Below are 17,081 nucleotides of genomic sequence, written 5' to 3' on the forward strand. Positions count from 1 at the left end.
CTTACATTCTTTGATGGTAAGCGTTGGTTTAGTTGTCGGAATGCGAAAGACAAATACCGCTCATCCGTCCGCGATAATCTCCATGAACTGTTCGCCATAACGCGCGAATTTCGTCGCTCCCACGCCCGATATAGAGAGCATCTCCCGCTCGGTCGTTGGCTTGACAGTTGCAAATGCGATGAGTGTCGTATCGGGGAATACGACGTACGGAGCGACACCCAATTCCTTGGAGATTTCCAACCGCTTGGCACGAAGCAACTGAAATAGCCTTTCGTCTTCGACCGAAATCCCGGAACGGGCTGCCGACGCGACGGGTTTCCCACGTTCCCGTTTCCGGACAACATCAACCGTGTCTCGACGGAGGATTACAGCGACCTCCTTCTTGAAAACTCCGTGGGCCGACGGCTCCAGCTTCAACGCGCCGTACTCGTCATGAGCCACTCGGATAAAACCAAGGGCAAGCAGTTGCCGGAACACTGATTGCCAAGCATGAACAGATAACTCCTTGCCGACGCCGAATACGGCAAGCTGGTCGTGGCCAAATTTGGTTGTTCTCTCGGTGACTTTCCCAAGAAGGACGTCAATCACATGGGCAGCGCCGAAACGTTCGCCGGTTCGGTAGACGGCTGCCAATGCTTTGATGGATGCTTCGCTACCGTCCCAGGTCTCGACCGGATTGTTGCAAGTGTCGCAGTTTCCGCAGCGGGCAGGGGCCGCCTCGCCGAAATGAGCGAGGATGGCTTTCCGGCGGCACCCGGCGGTTTCGCAGATGCCAAGGAGAGCACTTAGCTTTGCCCGCTCGATCCGCTTGATCTCGTCGGTGGCGTCACCCTCATCGATCATTCGCTGGCGCTGGACGATGTCCTGCATGCCGTAAATCATGAAGGCTTCAGACGGCAGCCCGTCGCGACCGGCTCGACCCGTCTCTTGGTAGTATCCTTCGACAGAGGAGGGCAGGTCGAGGTGAGCGACATATCGAACGTTCGGCTTATTGATGCCCATTCCGAAGGCGACCGTCGCGACAAGGCAGAGGTCTTCCTCCATCCGGAACGCATCCTGGTTGTCTGCTTTGACCCCGGGGTCCATGCCCGCGTGATAAGGCCGCGCCTTGATACCGTGATCATTGAGCCAAGTCGCAGTTTCCTCGACCTTTCGTCGGGAGAGGCAATAGACAATTCCGCTTGAGCCATCGTGGCGCTGCAGGAACCGGAGAAGCTGCGTCCGAGCATTGTCCCGCTCGGCGATATGGTAGGTGATGTTCGGGCGGTCGAAGCTGTCGACGAATACGGCAGCGTCGTCGAGCCGGAGTTGACGGATGATGTCGTCCCGCGTGTGTGGATCGGCTGTCGCGGTGAGAGCGATCCTGGGCACACCAGGGTACAGTTCCTTCAGCTTCCCGAGCCCGAGATAGTCTTTACGAAAATTGTGCCCCCAGCTGCTGACGCAGTGGCATTCGTCGATTGCGATCAAGGAAATCGGAACATTACCGAATAGATCGGCGAAACCTGGGAGGACGACACGCTCGGGCGTCACGTAGATCAGTTTCAGCTTTCCGGCGCGAAGTTTCGATCTGATCGTGCGAGATTCATCTTCGGATTGCTGGGACGAGAGGCATTCCGCTTCGATCCCCAAGGCCTTTAATTCTTCAACCTGGTCTCGCATCAGCGCGATGAGGGGCGAAACAACGACCGTGACTCCTGCAACACATACAGCCGGGAGCTGGAAGCACAGTGACTTACCTTTACCCGTGGGAAAGAGAACCAGTGCGTCGTTTCCAGCCAGAATATGTTGAACAACATCTGCCTGCTTCCCGCGAAAATCCGGATAGCCCCAGATTCGTCGAAGAGCGTCGAGGGGGGTCTCGATAAGTTTTCGGTCGAAAAGCGCGTTGACCGGAGATTGCTGACTGGATGCGTGCATTGATTGGCGGTGTGTTCTCGAATGGGAGGACTTTGCAGGTAGCCGAGCGACCTGTTTAGAGTACAGTCAGGAAAGGCTGCTATGCGTTCGCGCGGTGTATCACGATTCGAGGCTGGCCTTGCTGCGGATTAGTGCGATGCAGAAAAATTGAGGGTACGAGGGCTCCCGTGTCAGATACCGCAAGATCGACTGTGGGGTACGAGGTCGGCTTTGCCGAAGGGGCTAAAGCAGGCCGAGCGGACATGAAAGCCCGTGAAGCGTGTTTCGAGCCGTTTGAAGACGCCCTGTCCATGGCGCACGCTGTTTTGAACGGCAGCTACGCTGTGATTCGCCGCCGCCAGATAGACTTCCAATCATTTGAAGATATTCAGAATTGGATGGGTGGCGTTGCAGCCGGGATAGAGTCCGTAGGCGCACGCGTAGGCTTCCAGACCACGATTGAGTACCCACACTCCAGGCCGGACGGCGGAGCGGTCACGTATATTTTCGTGACACGGGATTTTGGGCCATCGGAAAGCTTACCCAAATAGCTTTCGGTGCTATCAGGCACCGAAGGACCAACCCGAGCCTGCGACGCGTGTCTGAATGGCGATCTTCCGTCGCTGCAGACAGAAAGTGTCTCGTTCAATCGTCGTCCCATTTGACCCTGGCGAACGCGGCTTCGAATAAATCGTTCTCACTGGCCGCGAACAACCGCTCCAACCAGCCACCGAAATGAGGGGCGACAATGCCAACCCGTCAGACCCCTTCAGCGCATTGCGCGATACCCATTCGAGAGCGGCGGACGGCGTCTCGTATCGTTGGGTGCATGATTGGGTGGGTAGGGCGTGCGCGTTGCCGGGGAGGATGACGTTTTGATTTTCTTGCCTGAGGAGGAGCGAGAATATCCGAGCTTCTATCCGGGCACTGTCCGCATTGGATCAATGGAAATTCCTATCGACTTGGAATCCGTAGGCACTTTCTCTCTGCCTAACCCAATTGCGGACCATCTATCTACTTGGCGAACAATGGCGCGGCAGCTCAACGCCGTCGATCCGCTCGCCTACTTGGCCAGCACGCTGACCGCCATCGTCCAAGCACTGGCGGCGCAGCTCCTCGATATCATCCGACATGCCTGCATGATCGCCGTCTCCACGCTGCGCGTATTGGGCTCGGATCTGACTTGCACATCGACTCTCTCAAGGTGAAGAGCAGAAATTTTCGTCGAATGGATGGTTGCGGGAATGGGACAGGTTCGTCGCCCGTTTCGAACAAGTCGAATGACGCGCAAGAGTCGCCACGACGAACTGCTTGGTGAACTCGACCGTTCTGTTTGGCGGTTTCGGAAACCGGCAGCTCGGTTACAGATGTAAGATGCTGGGTCGTTGGTTTAGCCGCCAGCGGGAGTGCAACTCAAAGTCTTGCATTGATTGGGCGTTAATGCCATCTCAGGAGAGTGATCCAGAGGGCTTCCATGGCAAAGCGCGACGCCATTTCCGTTGCAACGAAACTCCGTTTGTTCGCAGACGCGGCGGGCCACTGCCAGCGCTGTTTGGAAAAGCTTTTCCCAGACGAGATGGGTGGCCTGAAGCATATTGCTGAGATGGCGCACGTCATACCTCACGGGGATACCGGCCCTCGTTATGAAGCGCGACCAAAAGGCGACTTTGAGGTCGACTCGTTCGAGAACCTGATTTTGTTGTGCCCGACATGCCATACCATCGTCGACAAGAATCCTGAGGCTTATCCTCGCGATACATTGCTCGGCTGGAAGCGAGACCATCTCGGTGCATTGGCACGCAAGCAAGGCATCATCACCTACGAAAACCGCCGCGACGTTCGCGACGCCGTTGCCGCAGGCTTGGCAGAGAATAAAGCGATCTGGGAAAAATTTGCGCCTTCCGAAGGGTCAGAGTTTAAATATGACCCCGAGTCGTCGACCGCCATAACGTGGACTGATCGTATGCGGAGCGTGATTCTGCCCAATCATTATCGGATTCAGGCAATTATCGAAGCAAATCTGCGTCACGCGTCGGACGACGAAGAGAAGACGTTTGCCGAATATCGAGAGCATGTCCGAGGGCTGACAGCACGCCACGTCTGCGACGAAGCTGGGGGTGCTATCAGGTTCCCGGCAGCGATGGAGACCATTTTCGCATGAGTTGGCAGGTGAATTACGCTCTGGACTTTCTTCCAAAGACCTACGCAGGCATCACAGCTGAACCCTTGGGCGGGGACCTCATTAAGTTATCGGTGATTCATCAGCCCGACGTTGTCGCTGCCATATCCGGGGCGAGGGAAATTGACGCCACAATAGCCGAATTTTATTTCAAACTGAGCCCGCAGATCGATTTCCTGTGTGGCTACCGCAAAGAGTGCGTTTGGCATGGTGCAGCGATCCAATTCCTCGAAGAGCGCGGAATTGGGTGGGGAACCCCCGGCACCCTTGGTACTGCTTCGCAGGCGGGCAAGGCTAGGGGGGCCCCACACAAGGATTTCAAGTTCTCACACAGACTGCTGCTGCAAACTAGGAGCGTCGTAACAGGCATCGAGCGGCACTATGACCGGCTATACGACATCACCGTGAAAAGTGGTCGGACGTTGAGGGTAGGCTTGCTGTTGGAGTACGAGCCAATCGCCGACTCGGTGCGCTCTTTTTGGGATCGGTTCGGCGCGGTGGATGTATTTTGGAACATCAACCCTAACGGCAGCCCAACTTTGGAGGCGATCAGTGCAGCCAAAGATCTTGGGTGTCAGGTACTGAAGTGGGACGATTTCAAGGAGTATATGGAGAAAGCCTGATGACAGCGTCCGAGGTGGCTTCCCTCATTCTCTCATCTTGTCCATCTATGACCGGGTTCGAGCCCTACATGTTCGGTTCGTCTCTGCGGGGCGTCGGCGCGGATATCGACATTCTGGTCGTCGGGCCGCCGGGTGAGCCCTTGGTGCGGCTGAAAGCAGAAATGGCGAACGCCGGGGAGGAGCTTCCTCTTCATGTCCTCTACATGTTGCCGTCCGAGGCGGTGGAAACAGGCTTTGTCGAAAATGAGGGGTGCGTTGCTCTGTTGGAACTGGCAGGGCATCGATAGACACCTTAGAGAATCATCTGGAAACATCGGGTAGAGATGATGCCAAACCAGGCTGTGATGAAAGCGGTTGCGGGCGGTGCATTCATTTTAAGCCTTATCGGCCCCGCTGTGCTCGCGGTCTTGGTTGCTAACTCGGCCCATGCGGTCAGCTTCGATTGCAAAAAGGCGTCCAGTGCGGATGAACGTGCAATTTGCTCGAACGACCAGTTGTCGTCGCTCGACGACGCTGTAGATGCTGGCTACCGAGAAGCGAGGAGGGCATCTCCAGCCACCTCATGGCCGTTGTCGCGAGCGCTCCTCGCTGAGCGCGGATCATGCGGAAGCGATACTGCCTGCCTCAAGGCAGCGATGACGAAGGCCATCAAGGCATACAAGTCGGTCATTCTCGGAGACTCTAGCGGCGGGACAACCCAGGACAATGCCAAGATCTACTATGGAAGTCGGGCTGGGATGCAGGTCTCCGTGGTCGCTCGTGTTGGGCTGAACACACGTCACGCCGCCATGACAGTAGAACACCGGCGGGTGGATGCCGTCGCGTACTGCCGCGACTATGTTCAGAATGTCACCGATCAGTGCATTGCCGAAGAGCTTGCGATCAAGCTGGACAATAAGTTCATTGGCGATTGTAAAACAGGCGGCTTCACGACCATCACCGGGCAAAGCGACGTCTTCCTGGGACGGAATAGATCCGGCTCGGCGTCCATGGGAAACGCGTTTGTAATTATCGATACCGACACCAATCAGCCTTTGGATGGCGGTATGGCGAACGGCTATCCAGTCGCCCTCCCACAATTTCAAGCCTTATGCCCCGCTGGAAAGCTCTCAAGCAGGTGACGCCTAGTTTGCACACACCTACGGCGTGCCGGAATGCGAGCCCTTACGGAGATTTCCTTGAGTTCCAAAGACGAGAGCTTCTCGCACCTAAATGATCTGCCGAAACGCGATGCCAACAGCGCCGTAGAAATAGCTGCACAAGCAGCCTTCGAAAAGTTCGTCTCAGAATCCTCCGACGTTTTCCAACAGATTGACCGGAAAGATTTCGGAACGGATTATCAACTAGAGGTCGCGCATGACGGTGCGGCAACCAACGTTAGGCTTCATGTGCAACTGAAGGGGACGGCAAGGGCTGCCAACAAAGATGGTTCGGTGAGTATCGAGATCGACCGCACAAATCTGAATTACCTGATGCAGAACGCTTATTCATTCTTCGTCTGCTACCACCTTCCGACAAAATCCCTGTTCTACATCTCTGCTGATAGCGTTGTGCGGCGGAACGTACACGGGGACCGAGAGTGGACTGCTCAGAAGACACTTACTGTCCGATTCGTGACGCCGCTGACGCAAGACCGTTTATCAACCCTCGCTTCCGTGGCCCGGTTGAACGCATTCGCCTCCAGAGATGAGAGGTTCGCGCAAGTCACTACACCGCCGGAGAATTTGCCAAACGTGCTAGCCCGGAAGCGAGCACAAATCCACGTTCCTGATGACCGTGATCATGCGGTCGAGATGCTTTCATTGCTTTATAGGGAGAACAAGGAAGAAGACATCAGCGGTGCGTTTGAGAAGTTTGCATCCGTCTTGGACGCCGATCATGATGCAATGTCCTTATGCTATTTCGCTGAGATCAATCTCGGTATGAATGGGCGATGTGACCGTCCTGAGCGGGTGAGAGAAGGGATAGCGTTCCTTTCGAGGCGGCTCGGAAAAGGCTCATTCGGAGACGAGGGGCTCCATTATTCAATCGGTAACGGCCATAGCGCCCTTGGAGATGAGGTCGAGGCCATCGCTGCATATGAACGCGCATTGGGTCACCAAGACGCAGCAGACAACAACGAGTTTCGAGCACAAGTCTTAAAGAATATGGGGTCGAGTTACAGCAAGATGGGAGAGGGCAGCGTCGCAGCTCGAAATTATCATCTCGCTCTCGATCTAAATCCTGATCTGCCCGAAGCTCATCACGCCTTGGCTTGTCATTATCATCACCTGGGTGACTTCCAGAAGGCACTCGGCCACTTCGACAAGATTGTCTTCACAGACGGGCGGCCAACAAAGACGTACTCCATCGCGGGTTGGCGGGTGAATATCTTCTTCAATCTCGGAAATGGAACAATGGCGTTTCGGGAGATCAACGCTCTTATTCCTCACGCTGGGACTGAGAGTTGGGTCTGGCCATGGTGCGCACAACAAGTTTTCATTTTTGGAAACTCCTCTACCGAAATTGCCAAATTAAGTCAGGTGTTTTGGGATCGTTTCCTCAAGGCAAACCCCGGTCATGCTGACGGAGTCCGTGGTCGGCTTTTGACCATATTATATCTTCGGCTCAATGGGGAAGACGTGGGTACCAGCTTCGCCGATTTCAAAGCGGAGCTCGCGTCTGTCATCGCATACACTGAGCCTGGTTCAGCGGCTTATCTTTGGGATCGACTTGGTCACTGGGCGCAGGATGAAGGTGACTGGAGCGAGGCTGAAATTTGTTTCCGAAAGGCGTATGACCTCGACGGTGGTGATTACGGCTACTGCTTAGGGACGGCGCTGAATTTCCTTGGCCGGGGTCAGGAAAGCTTGCCAATTTTGCTGGAACAGGCCGAGATCACGCAACCGGATGATCTCAGCTGGGGCCAGGTAGCCAGAGCTTATGAGTTAATCGGTGATGTCAAGAATTGCGTGAGGGCTTACAGAAAAGCGATCAAACTGAATAAGCAGAACGCGCATGCGTGGTTTAATCTGGGTGGCATTTACTGGAATAGCAGACAGCCGGTCGAGGCTGCCCGTATCTGGAATAAGGCTGTTAAACTTTTCCCAGGCGACGCCCTCGCTGCGGCCGTCCGTCGTGACTTTAGCTTTCTGCTGAACACCTCCGATCCTCTCGATGATGAAGGCGTATAGTTAGAGGGAGGTGGCAATCTCGGCTAACGCCGCTTGCACCCGTCGTTGGGTTGCATTTGGCTGCAACGTACGCGTATCTATTTGCAAACATGCGATTGCGGTGGAGCGATGGTGCAAGTGACTGAAGACGACGAAAAGAACGGGCAGCCAGAGGCATCAAACGACATTTCGAAGTTGGAGAGACCATCCGTCGATGCGTCACGAAAGCCGCCAAGCTCGATCCGCCCCCTCGAAGCCAGACAAATCAAGCAAGCCCGATCTGACCTCGCCAATCTTGCTGCAGCAGCAGGTGGTTTAGAAAAGCTAAAAAAACAGGCAATCGATGCTCAGAGGTTGGCAACGGGCCTGCCCGCCGGGTTCAATTTACAGAACTCAGCGACACTTGCTCTAGGCAAACGGGTGCAGGAGATGACTGCGTTCTCGAAACTTGCCGAGAGCAGTTTTCCAAAAATGATGGATTTTCAGTCAAGGTTTCCAGGCCTTATAGAGATGAAAACCGCAGAGGCCTTAACTCGGAGTTTTAAGTCCTCTATGGGGCTTACTTCCCTTGAGAAAATGATGGAAACGATGCGCGACTTGAATGAGCGCGTCGCATCAGCTGGGAAAATCTCCGGCATAAATAGCGTAGGAAATCTCTCGAAGGCGCTGGCCGACAAGATGGCCCCCATGAAAACTTTCATGGAAGACCTGCAGAGGCATCAATCGTTAGCGTTCGGCCCTACAAGCTCATACGGCAAAATTCTTGCTCGTGTATCGTCGATGCAGGACGATATGAGAGTGCTCGCGGCCCCGTCCATCGCTGCCGCCTTATCCGCGTCATTACTCATCTCCCCGCCACCAAACCTTGACCGTTCTTTGGCCGAGATCACCGCTATAGCTACCCGAGCGTTGCGGTTGGTTCCGGACCGAGAGCTTTGGCAACAGGCCGGAGAGGAATCCCTGCTATTGCGGGGCGTCGGTTTGCTCGATGAGATGGAGTCTCGTCCAGCACAATCCGGAAACGACTTCGATCAGCAGTTGAACAGGCTGGTTGAAGCAGTTGAAAGTGCAGTGGCGAACGCAACAACTTCGTCGCAGCAGGTTTCTCTCCTGCAGGTCATTTTTTTCCTAGTTCCGCTAGTTATATCGATCCTGACCATGGTTCAGGCGGAAATGCACCACAGAGAAGATATGGCGAAGCCCGATGGCACGACGGCTATCGTGGAACAATTGAACAAAAATGGCGAAAAGCTCGACAAACTCGACCAGATTGCGGCCTCTCTTCAAGAGGCAACGAAACACGTTTCGAAGGCAGTCGCTGTCCGAACTGCCAATATAAGAAGAGCCCCGGATAAGACTGCCCAATTGCTTGGAAAGTTGCAGCAAGGCAATATCGTTGTCGTGTCAGGTACCGTCGAAAACTGGCTGCAGGTCGAATTTTCTGACCCTGTGACAGGTCAAACGGTCACCGGTTGGGTGTACGCAAAGCTGATGAAGCGTTTTCAATAGCGGATCGGTCTGGCAGCATCGTCACCGTGTCGCGGCTTGGAAGACTGGTAGTTCGGACAAGCTTTTTCCGACAAGGTCCACAAGATTGCGGAGGTTTCCTGCAATGGGATCGCCGAACGCTTCCAAAGTCCAATTCAATGACCGTCGGTGTTCTTCGACCGCCGGGCGGGATAGCTTCTCTTCAAGGGTTGAAGCTGCGATCAGCCTGGATGTTTTCCTTCCCTGACCTGGTTCGCGATACATACCCAGGCCATGACAGTAGAGATATTTGTCGATGATCCTATAGCCCAAGAAGGGGTGAAAACCCGCCCGCTCGGCCGCGCTGCACACTTCGTCCGATCTGGCTTGCCAGGATGGTGCGAGCTTTTGATAGAATGCCGACATTTGTGCCAACCCTGATCCGTCCTGACCAATCACAGCTGCCCCGACGTATTTATCGAAGATTGTCCAACCCTCTGGGTGAATGAACCAAGACAACTTCGACAGAGCGGACGCCAACTGACGTTTAGAATTGCTTCCATCCTTCCGTTTCACGAACATTGGCGTCTTCTTCGACAGAGCGGCTAAAGCCTGCGCTCGTGTGAGCAAATCCTTGGAACTAATCTCCGGAGGCGGGGACTTCATGAAAAGGTCGACGACCTGCTGGGCTTGGCTGTCTATTTCGTCGGAAGGGATGTTTCGTGACACCGAGTAGGCCTGAGCAATTCTTCTTAGGCTTGTGCTACTGATCGCCGACACTCCCGTTTCCGAGGGGTTGCCACAATCGTCGACTGCTCCTGTCAGGCGCAGGAAGCCGTAATCTGAAGAGATCCACCATTTATAGGCGTCAACTACCGCCAGTAGCGCGAAGTCGTCATTTTGCATACGGTGCGGCCCAGTTTCCGATAAAGTCGTAGCAATCTGCTCCGCACCGTCTACCTAAAGGGACTGGATGCGCAGGTCGCGAACGTACCGAAAAAGCTTGGCTTGGTGACGGGCATCCGCAAGCGCATCATGTTTCTCGTCATCTTTTTGCTTCTCGACAGGAAACTGGCTTGATCGCGTGGCGTCCCAGGAAGAACCTGTAGCCCCCATATACATCGCTTTGATATCGACGGCTCCGATGCCGAAAGGGTTCTTCTTCAAAAAGTGAAGGAAATAATAGTTCACAAAGGCCCAATCAAAGGGTGCGTTGAAGCCCACAAAAATCGGCTTTCCGCCTCCGGAATGGGTAGCGACCCATTCGTCGAGGCGGCGCATTGCCTCTTCAGGGTTCGTGCCGGTTTCCTTCAGGCGGTCGAGATCGAACCCGCTGACAGCCATCGCATCGGGGATGAAGTTCTCGCTGATCGGCTTGAATTCGACGTAGAAGCTGATGTCGGGATCATCGACTAGGCAGCAGCCGAGCGAAAGCATGCTGTAGTCCGGGGGGATTGGACCAGCTGCCTCAATGTCGACAGAGATGAAAATTTCCTCACGCTTTTCGGTCATGAGATCAATGGCTCCACGTCGACCAGAGGCGGGCGAGCTTGAACCGACGTCCAGTGTTCAAACAGTTCCTTCTGCAATTCAACAGAAGTTTTCGTCGGCACCCAGGGGAACCCTGCGTACGTCGTGATGTCGAACGGAAACTTCTCGCCCTTCATCGCAGTGAGGATAGTAGGATGGCCGCGACCGAGCGCATATCCAAGCTCTATGAAGCAGTTCGGTCTCGAACCGGTGACGTCCGCAATCACCAACTGGCTATGATGTAGCTTGGCGAAGATGTCAGCATCAATACGAGACTGATCTACAGCCTGTCGGCCGTCAACGACGATGAGTTTGAAGCCCAGTTGACCTTCAATCACTGGTTTCACCACCCCTTCGAAGAAATCGTCGACGGCTTTGAAGTTTTCGTGCATCGGATCTAGCAACCTTACCGCAAACGCCTTCGGCGGAACGAGCGCTTCGAGTAGATCGACGAAGTCCTGAACCATCACGTTGACGTTGCTCTGGCTGGCAAAATTCACTCGATTGAGCCAGCCGTGCGCATCAATTGGTCCACTGGTCTGGAACAAGCGCTTGGTGTTAGCTCGACCTAGCCCAAATTCGAAAACCCGGCGGGCTCCCGTTCCCTGCGGTGTGACAGCTATATTCACGGGAACGACAGGTTTGCCATTGCTGGCGTAGAGGTTGGTCAGAAACAAGGCTCCTTCCTCTCCTCCAATTGGTATCAGTATGTCACCCCAGTACGCCTGAGCCTCCATCCTCTTGCTGGCCATGTTCCAAAAGGAAGCATTGTCGATTTTGACCTTGTCCGACCGGCGCAAGCCATCCCACATTTCTCTATACTGCGGCGGGATTTGCCCCTCAGATTTGTGGTGCTGAACCGCTACCGCCATAATCCCAGGCGCGTCCGAAGGTCGATGAATTACGTTCTTCTCAATGGTTTCCCAGATAAGCCAATCGAAAATCTTCGGGCTTCCGTCAATGTCGCGCGTCGGCTCGGCGTCCACGGGTACCACGAAATTAGCGCCCTTCTTCACAAGCTCCTTGACGAGCGCGGCCACGAACTGACGAGCCAGCGCGACATTCTCGGCAGAGGCGTGTTCCAGCTCTTTTGAGATGCTGCCGGTGATGTGAATACGGCGTCCGAACAGTGGTGACCTCGGCATCACTTGTCCTCCATCACTGGCGACGGCGTCATAGCAGACGCGACATGCAACAAGAGGTTCACGGAGAGCGGTTGAGTTGGAAATGCCTTCGCCAGAGCTTGCGGATAGAGCCTGGTACGGATGTCCGAATATGTCCACGTCGGCTGATCGGCGCGTTGTCCGGTAGTGGCAACAAGCTTGGCAAGGTCGTCTGAGGAGGGGTTCAGAGCGGCAAGGTCGCTGCTGAAGAGAGCTTTTCGCTCCTCCGGCGTCGGTCTCGAAAAGGCGCGAACAACGGCTGCTCTGCGCCGGAGCGCGGGATCGAGGACGGACAGGCGGTTCGTGCAGAGGATTACGAGAATGCGCCCGTTAAACCGGCGTAGATCGTCAATGTGCTGGATGAGCGTGTTGACCGCGACCTTGTCCTCATGGTGACTGTGTTCCTGCGACCTATTTGCGGCGAGGGAGTCACCTTCGTCGATAATCAGGATAGCCCGCTTGCTCTTTCCAACCGCCTTGATCACTTGCTGAAAGGCTTGGGAAATGAGCGTTCCCATCTCGCCGACCATGCCGCTGCCGCGCACACGGTTACTCATCTTGAACAGCGTCGCGTCCTCGACCCTCGCCTCGGCAACCAAGCGGTTGGCGATTGTCTCTGCCGTCGCGGTCTTGCCGGTGCCAACGTCTCCATGAAAGATGGCAAAAGGATATTGCTCCTGCAGCAATGCCCCAAGGTTCAGCTTTCCATGGTGAAACTTCGTATTCCAGGCGGGGAGGTCGCTGGAATTCAGCAGGAGCCGGAGCTGGGCATGTACCGCCTGATACCGTTCATCGAATCCTATCAGCGTCTTCGCCTTTTGAGCGAGACCGTCGTCAGGGAGAGGCAGTTCGGCATCAAACAACGACGACTCGGTCACGACCAATCCTCCCGGCGCATACCCCAGCCGTTGCTTGCGTAGGTCCGGCCCCCGGAAGAGGTGAGAGACGAATGGCTCGTGTCTGCGGAAGAGTTACCCCAGGTTTTATTCAGTTTGCTTCCCAACGACTGAAGAACGGCGTCTGTGAGATCGCTGGTATGCGTGAAAACGACCCTAATCCAGCCGCCAGTAAGCTCCGGCCAAAGCACCCCGCCAGGCCGAGACGACTTAATCGCGCCAGTGTTTTCATCGACATGATATCTGACGGCTCTAACTTCCGATCCGCCGAACATCAGGGTTACATCAACCGACTTGAGGTAGCCGTGGGCCGCGAGTAGTTCGATATCGGTACCATACGCCGATGCGTCCTTCTCGGTCATGGCGCGTGTGCTAGACGCGATCATTTTCAAATCGGTCGTGAACTGCCGAACGACAACGCCGATATCAGTAACAGTGAAGCTGCCGGTGGCGGTTGCTGAATAGGTTGCAGCCATTGCTTATGCCTCCTCGACCGAAAAGCGATTTCCGAAGACTTCCTTCCAAATGTCGTCGTCGTCCTCGGCAGAGGCATAGTTCGCATCTTCCCAGGACTGACCCGCCGCTTTGACGATCTCCTGGCGCTCAGCCTCGGTGATGCGGGACGTCACGTTGTTCTCGCTGTTGACCGGGTCGAGGATGACTACCGGATCAGTGAAATTGCCTTGAACCCCAGTGTTTTCCGGGAAGCTGATTTTTTCTTTCAGTCCAGATTGCGCGATATAAAGGAGAAAGTCGCGGAAGCGCTTCTCGATGCTCTCGGTCGCTCCGTATTTCGCGAGGACGTGGGCCATAATCAGCTCGACGTGGAAGCCTTTGAGCGCTGATAATTCGGCATGGCGGCTCCAACGCTTGCCCATGCGAACAAGCGTTCGGAAATGACGGTCAGTATCCTTACGATCCTTGATGAACTTCAAGTGGCCCGGCGGGTTGGTCTCGATCTTCCCGCCATCACGGTCGTATTGCCAACCATAGCCAGGGCGGTAAGGGTCTTCGACAACGGGCACGATGTCGACGTAGAGGCCGCTGCCCACGAATTTCACGGTGGCGGCCTTGCGCTGGATTTCGAAGTCTTCGACGGATTTCGACGGATAGATGGAAACCAATGCAGCGTGGATGTCGTCAAGGAGCTGCTCCAGCGTCTCCTTGTCGGGGTCAACACCGGCGACATAGATTACAAGGTCAACGTCAACCGGGTCCTGACTGGTCTTCTTCAGGATCGTGAATTTTGCGAACGATCCGGCCTTCAAGACCCGCGTGATCTTGATATCGGCCCGGCCTTTGAGCGTTTTGCCCAATTCGGAAACCAGCCGATCAACCTGCTCATGATACTCTTTACGCTTGTCTGCGGACAGGCGGAGAACGTTGTGGTCGTAGTTCAAGAGGGCGGTATTGGTCAGCGGCATCGAAAAAGTCCTTTCGGAGACGAATTTTTAGCTCGGAGCGTCTGGTTTCCAATCGCCCACCTTAACTTGGCCTTAACTATCCGTGATATTGTATTGCCGACTGGCGACCGCAAGAGGTGGTTTACAAAAAGGCATAAAAATCCCCAGTTATAAACTGGCGAGTTGGGAGTTGTGATGCTTGGCTCAAGGTTGCGGATCGCCCGAGCTGCGATGCGGCTCTCGCTTCGGGAGCTGTCTGAGCGCATCGCGGGCCTGGTCAGCCCCCAGGCCATCGGCAAGTACGAACGTGGTGAGGACGTTCCCAGTCGGCCGGTTTTGAAGGCCCTATCAGCGGCTTTAGGTGTCAGCATTGCTCATCTTGAGAGCGAGGAGCAACTCACCCTTGAAAGTGTCGACTTTCGAAAGGGCATGAACTCTGCGAAGGAAGAAGCGTCCGTCCAGGCTAAGGCCATTACTCTGCTGCAGCACTACCTTGAGATCGAAGCGATCCTTGGATTGGAAAGCACGGATTGGGAGAAACCACGCGGTGTTCCATTCCCTGTAAATGACCTTCGGGACGCGGAAGACGCGGCAAGATCAGTCAGAGAGGCTTGGAGTCTGGGAAACGATCCGATTCCGCGTCTCGCGGAACTGCTCGAAGAGCGAGGGATTAAGGTCTTGTCTGTCGATCTTGACGACATTGACGGGCTCGCCGCCCACGCGCCTCGGCGAGATCGTGACCCTGCGCGAGTTATCGTCGTCAAGCGAAACACCTGGTCGGAACGAAAACGGTTCACGATGGCCCATGAATTGGGCCACATGGTGCTGGCGGTCGCACAGGATTTGAACTCGGAAAAAGCAGCGCACCGGTTTGCGGGAGCGCTGCTGCTACCAGCTGATATGCTTCGCGCGGAGGTGGGCTCGAAGCGGTCGACCATTAGCCTGGCCGAGCTTGCGGCATTGAAGCGTCGTTACGGGGTAAGCATCCAGGCATTGACGTATCGGTGCCGAGAGCTGGGGATCATCTCTGAGGCGACTTTTGCGGGGCTGTTCAAAGTCTTCGCTGAACGAGGATGGCGAACTCCTCCATTCAAGGAACCCGAATGCATGCCGGAAGACTATGAACAGCCGCGACGGTTTGAAAGGCTTTGCCTCCGTGCGTACAGCGAAAAGCTCATCGATAGCGCTCATGCAAGTGAGCTTCTTGGGACGCAGGAGGCCGACTTGAAGCTGCGCCTGTCGTTCGAATAGCGGTCTACCGCCCGCACCATTGCCGTCGCGCATTCTTGCGCGGTTCCTGCACGATGAATCATCGAGCCGGGCTCGGATCATGGTCGCTCCCAGCTGCTCGACTACGCGAGCACCAAAATGTCTTCCGCCTACCGTCATCCTAAGGCTCTCCGTCTAGTAGGATTCTATACGCCGCTCCCCATATCGTCCGTGACGAACATGCCAGCAGGAGACGCCATGTCGGCACCAGTTTATTGCATCGTCACCGGCGATCAGATCACACCTGAAACCGACTCTAGGGCGCACGTAATTCCGAGTGCCCTTGGCGGACGCCTAAAGCCAAAGGGCATCCTTTCGCGCTGCGGAAATGGCATATTGGATGACAAGTTCGACTATCCGCTAATCGAAGCCTTCCAAGCGATCATGAACTTGATCGGTGGGACGGCCGACCGTTCGAAGTCAGCAATCGCGACGAGGATGGAGGCGCAGGATGGCAAAGAATACGTCTTTACCTTTGGCGAGCATCTGACGCCTCATCGCCATGAATTTGTCGAGGAGCAAGTAGGGGACGAGACACACTTTAAGATCGCGGCGAGGACTCTCAAGGAGGCTAGAATCCTCTTGGGAAAGATCAAAAAGAAGCATCCAAGCTTCGACATTGATGAGGCAATGAAACATGCCGTCACCGATCACCGGTGGCCAGATGGACCGTTGCATCTAAAGATGCAGATGGGATCAAACATCCTGTTCCCTTGGACATTCGCCGCTGCCGCGATTTTTGCGAAACATCACGGCTTGGAAGCCCCGCCGAATTTTCGCTCGTATGTCGAACAATTCGACCTTGCTACACCCAATCTGCCGCCAGACACCTTCTTCTTTATGCCCGAAAGAAAATGGATCGAAGCGGAGGGATTAGTTACACATCGTCTAGCGCTGGTCGGAGACCCAACAGAAGGGCGACTGCTTTTCTACGCAGAATTGTTTGACGCCTTCGGTGTCGGCGTGACTTGGCCGTTTGCGAGCGATGAGCCAATTTGCAAGACTTATGCTGTGGATGTTGTCGCCGGGAAGGAAGTACCTGCGACGGTTGATCTGCCTGCTGTTACGGCGATGCCATGGTCCGCCACGCACAGGCTTGGCGACTCGGAGCTATACGCACGAACAACCGACCGCATTGGACGCCTTATGCAGGTGTCCGCTCAACGTCTATTCGAGCGCGATATCGAAGATGCGATTACCCGGGCTTGGGGGACTATGGACAGCAGGCAGCTAGGGCTAGAGGATTGGGTCAGGCTTCTTGAAGAGTTTGCTCACCTGATCGAGAAAATTTGGACCAATCCCGCCGTCACGCAGGATATCCGCGAGGAAATGATCAAACGATTTGTCGACGTTACCGCCGAGATTATCCAAAAGGTACCCGCACCGTTCCGCGTTGCTTTTGGGCAGATCTTGAGGCCCCTTCAGGATCGACTGGTCAGAATTCATCGTACCAAGACCGGCACTCAGACTTCTGCTAACGAATAAGGTGGACCGGCAGTA

Annotated in this window: 17 protein-coding genes; 10 read left to right on the top strand and 7 right to left on the bottom strand. The window is 55.1% G+C overall.

From position 1 onward, the window contains the following. Positions 1-60: 60 nt before the first annotated feature. Positions 61-1,920 (bottom strand): DNA helicase RecQ, encoded by a 1,860-nt coding sequence (recQ, locus tag AC07UR_RS17480; protein ID WP_209790941.1) that lies wholly within the window; start codon positions 1,918-1,920, stop codon positions 61-63. 167 nt (positions 1,921-2,087) lie between these two features. Here recQ and AC07UR_RS17485 point away from each other — a divergent pair, with 167 nt between their 5' ends. The 8 genes from AC07UR_RS17485 (at position 2,088) to AC07UR_RS17520 (ending at position 9,362) form a co-directional block, all read left to right on the top strand. Further along, complete coding sequence (locus tag AC07UR_RS17485) at positions 2,088-2,450, top strand: hypothetical protein (protein ID WP_209790940.1); 363 nt, start codon at positions 2,088-2,090, stop codon at positions 2,448-2,450. Between the two features lie 297 nt (positions 2,451-2,747). Further along, positions 2,748-3,107: a hypothetical protein gene (locus AC07UR_RS17490; RefSeq protein WP_209790939.1), complete on the top strand. Its 360-nt coding sequence runs from the start codon at positions 2,748-2,750 to the stop codon at positions 3,105-3,107. 266 nt (positions 3,108-3,373) lie between these two features. Further along, a complete protein-coding gene (locus AC07UR_RS17495; protein ID WP_209790938.1) occupies positions 3,374-4,060 on the top strand; it encodes an HNH endonuclease in 687 nt (228 codons plus the stop codon). Continuing rightward, complete coding sequence (locus AC07UR_RS17500) at positions 4,057-4,701, top strand: hypothetical protein (RefSeq protein WP_209790937.1); 645 nt, start codon at positions 4,057-4,059, stop codon at positions 4,699-4,701. Before AC07UR_RS17495 ends, AC07UR_RS17500 begins: the two co-directional genes overlap by 4 nt. Beyond that, positions 4,701-4,988: a nucleotidyltransferase domain-containing protein gene (locus AC07UR_RS17505; RefSeq protein WP_209790936.1), complete on the top strand. Its 288-nt coding sequence runs from the start codon at positions 4,701-4,703 to the stop codon at positions 4,986-4,988. The genes AC07UR_RS17500 and AC07UR_RS17505 overlap by 1 nt, the downstream gene beginning before the upstream one ends. 39 nt (positions 4,989-5,027) lie before the next feature. Beyond that, positions 5,028-5,822 (top strand): lysozyme inhibitor LprI family protein, encoded by a 795-nt coding sequence (locus AC07UR_RS17510; RefSeq protein ID WP_494700046.1) that lies wholly within the window; start codon positions 5,028-5,030, stop codon positions 5,820-5,822. 57 nt (positions 5,823-5,879) lie between these two features. Then, positions 5,880-7,874, top strand: a complete 1,995-nt coding sequence (locus tag AC07UR_RS17515) for a tetratricopeptide repeat protein (RefSeq protein ID WP_209790934.1) — start codon at positions 5,880-5,882, stop codon at positions 7,872-7,874. A gap of 117 nt (positions 7,875-7,991) precedes the next feature. Then, positions 7,992-9,362 carry an SH3 domain-containing protein gene (locus AC07UR_RS17520; RefSeq protein WP_209790933.1) on the top strand — a complete coding sequence of 457 codons (1,371 nt, stop codon included), beginning with the start codon at positions 7,992-7,994 and terminating at the stop codon, positions 9,360-9,362. 21 nt (positions 9,363-9,383) lie between these two features. On the opposite strand, the gene AC07UR_RS17525 is transcribed toward AC07UR_RS17520, so the two are convergent. The 6 genes from AC07UR_RS17525 to AC07UR_RS17550 are packed head-to-tail and all read right to left on the bottom strand — an operon-like array spanning position 9,384 to position 14,333. Continuing rightward, positions 9,384-10,226, bottom strand: a complete 843-nt coding sequence (locus AC07UR_RS17525; RefSeq protein WP_209790932.1) for a hypothetical protein — start codon at positions 10,224-10,226, stop codon at positions 9,384-9,386. Between the two features lie 54 nt (positions 10,227-10,280). After that, a complete protein-coding gene (locus tag AC07UR_RS17530; protein ID WP_209790931.1) occupies positions 10,281-10,832 on the bottom strand; it encodes a 3'-5' exonuclease in 552 nt (183 codons plus the stop codon). Continuing rightward, positions 10,829-11,995 (bottom strand): hypothetical protein, encoded by a 1,167-nt coding sequence (locus AC07UR_RS17535; RefSeq protein ID WP_209790930.1) that lies wholly within the window; start codon positions 11,993-11,995, stop codon positions 10,829-10,831. The genes AC07UR_RS17530 and AC07UR_RS17535 overlap by 4 nt, the downstream gene beginning before the upstream one ends. Next, positions 11,995-12,891, bottom strand: a complete 897-nt coding sequence (locus tag AC07UR_RS17540) for an AAA family ATPase (RefSeq protein WP_209790929.1) — start codon at positions 12,889-12,891, stop codon at positions 11,995-11,997. The genes AC07UR_RS17535 and AC07UR_RS17540 overlap by 1 nt, the downstream gene beginning before the upstream one ends. Next, positions 12,888-13,385, bottom strand: coding sequence for an HORMA-1 domain-containing protein (locus AC07UR_RS17545; protein ID WP_209790928.1), 498 nt, complete (start codon positions 13,383-13,385; stop codon positions 12,888-12,890). The genes AC07UR_RS17540 and AC07UR_RS17545 overlap by 4 nt, the downstream gene beginning before the upstream one ends. 3 nt (positions 13,386-13,388) lie before the next feature. Beyond that, the gene (locus AC07UR_RS17550) at positions 13,389-14,333 is read right to left on the bottom strand and encodes a CBASS oligonucleotide cyclase (RefSeq protein ID WP_209790927.1); all 945 of its coding nucleotides are present in this window, start codon (positions 14,331-14,333) and stop codon (positions 13,389-13,391) included. A gap of 174 nt (positions 14,334-14,507) precedes the next feature. Here AC07UR_RS17550 and AC07UR_RS17555 point away from each other — a divergent pair, with 174 nt between their 5' ends. Next, the gene (locus tag AC07UR_RS17555) at positions 14,508-15,563 is read left to right on the top strand and encodes a helix-turn-helix domain-containing protein (protein ID WP_209790926.1); all 1,056 of its coding nucleotides are present in this window, start codon (positions 14,508-14,510) and stop codon (positions 15,561-15,563) included. 216 nt (positions 15,564-15,779) lie between these two features. Then, on the top strand, positions 15,780-17,066 hold the full coding sequence (locus AC07UR_RS17560; protein ID WP_209790925.1) for a hypothetical protein: 1,287 nt from the start codon (positions 15,780-15,782) through the stop codon (positions 17,064-17,066). Positions 17,067-17,081: the final 15 nt, after the last annotated feature.

This window comes from Ensifer sp. GW821-FHT05G01, from assembly GCF_059419585.1.

Bases quoted from the DNA above. Each gene is read 5' to 3' on its own strand.
- recQ (WP_209790941.1), bottom strand. From the start codon at position 1,920: ATGCACGCATCCAGTCAGCAATCTCCGGTCAACGCGCTTTTCGACCGA.
- AC07UR_RS17495 (WP_209790938.1), top strand. From the start codon at position 3,374: ATGGCAAAGCGCGACGCCATTTCCGTTGCAACGAAACTCCGTTTGTTC.
- AC07UR_RS17500 (WP_209790937.1), top strand. From the start codon at position 4,057: ATGAGTTGGCAGGTGAATTACGCTCTGGACTTTCTTCCAAAGACCTAC.
- AC07UR_RS17505 (WP_209790936.1), top strand. From the start codon at position 4,701: ATGACAGCGTCCGAGGTGGCTTCCCTCATTCTCTCATCTTGTCCATCT.
- AC07UR_RS17510 (WP_494700046.1), top strand. From the start codon at position 5,028: ATGCCAAACCAGGCTGTGATGAAAGCGGTTGCGGGCGGTGCATTCATT.
- AC07UR_RS17525 (WP_209790932.1), bottom strand. From the start codon at position 10,226: ATGCAAAATGACGACTTCGCGCTACTGGCGGTAGTTGACGCCTATAAA.
- AC07UR_RS17530 (WP_209790931.1), bottom strand. From the start codon at position 10,832: ATGACCGAAAAGCGTGAGGAAATTTTCATCTCTGTCGACATTGAGGCA.
- AC07UR_RS17535 (WP_209790930.1), bottom strand. From the start codon at position 11,995: ATGCCGAGGTCACCACTGTTCGGACGCCGTATTCACATCACCGGCAGC.
- AC07UR_RS17545 (WP_209790928.1), bottom strand. From the start codon at position 13,385: ATGGCTGCAACCTATTCAGCAACCGCCACCGGCAGCTTCACTGTTACT.
- AC07UR_RS17550 (WP_209790927.1), bottom strand. From the start codon at position 14,333: ATGCCGCTGACCAATACCGCCCTCTTGAACTACGACCACAACGTTCTC.
- AC07UR_RS17555 (WP_209790926.1), top strand. From the start codon at position 14,508: ATGCTTGGCTCAAGGTTGCGGATCGCCCGAGCTGCGATGCGGCTCTCG.
- AC07UR_RS17560 (WP_209790925.1), top strand. From the start codon at position 15,780: ATGTCGGCACCAGTTTATTGCATCGTCACCGGCGATCAGATCACACCT.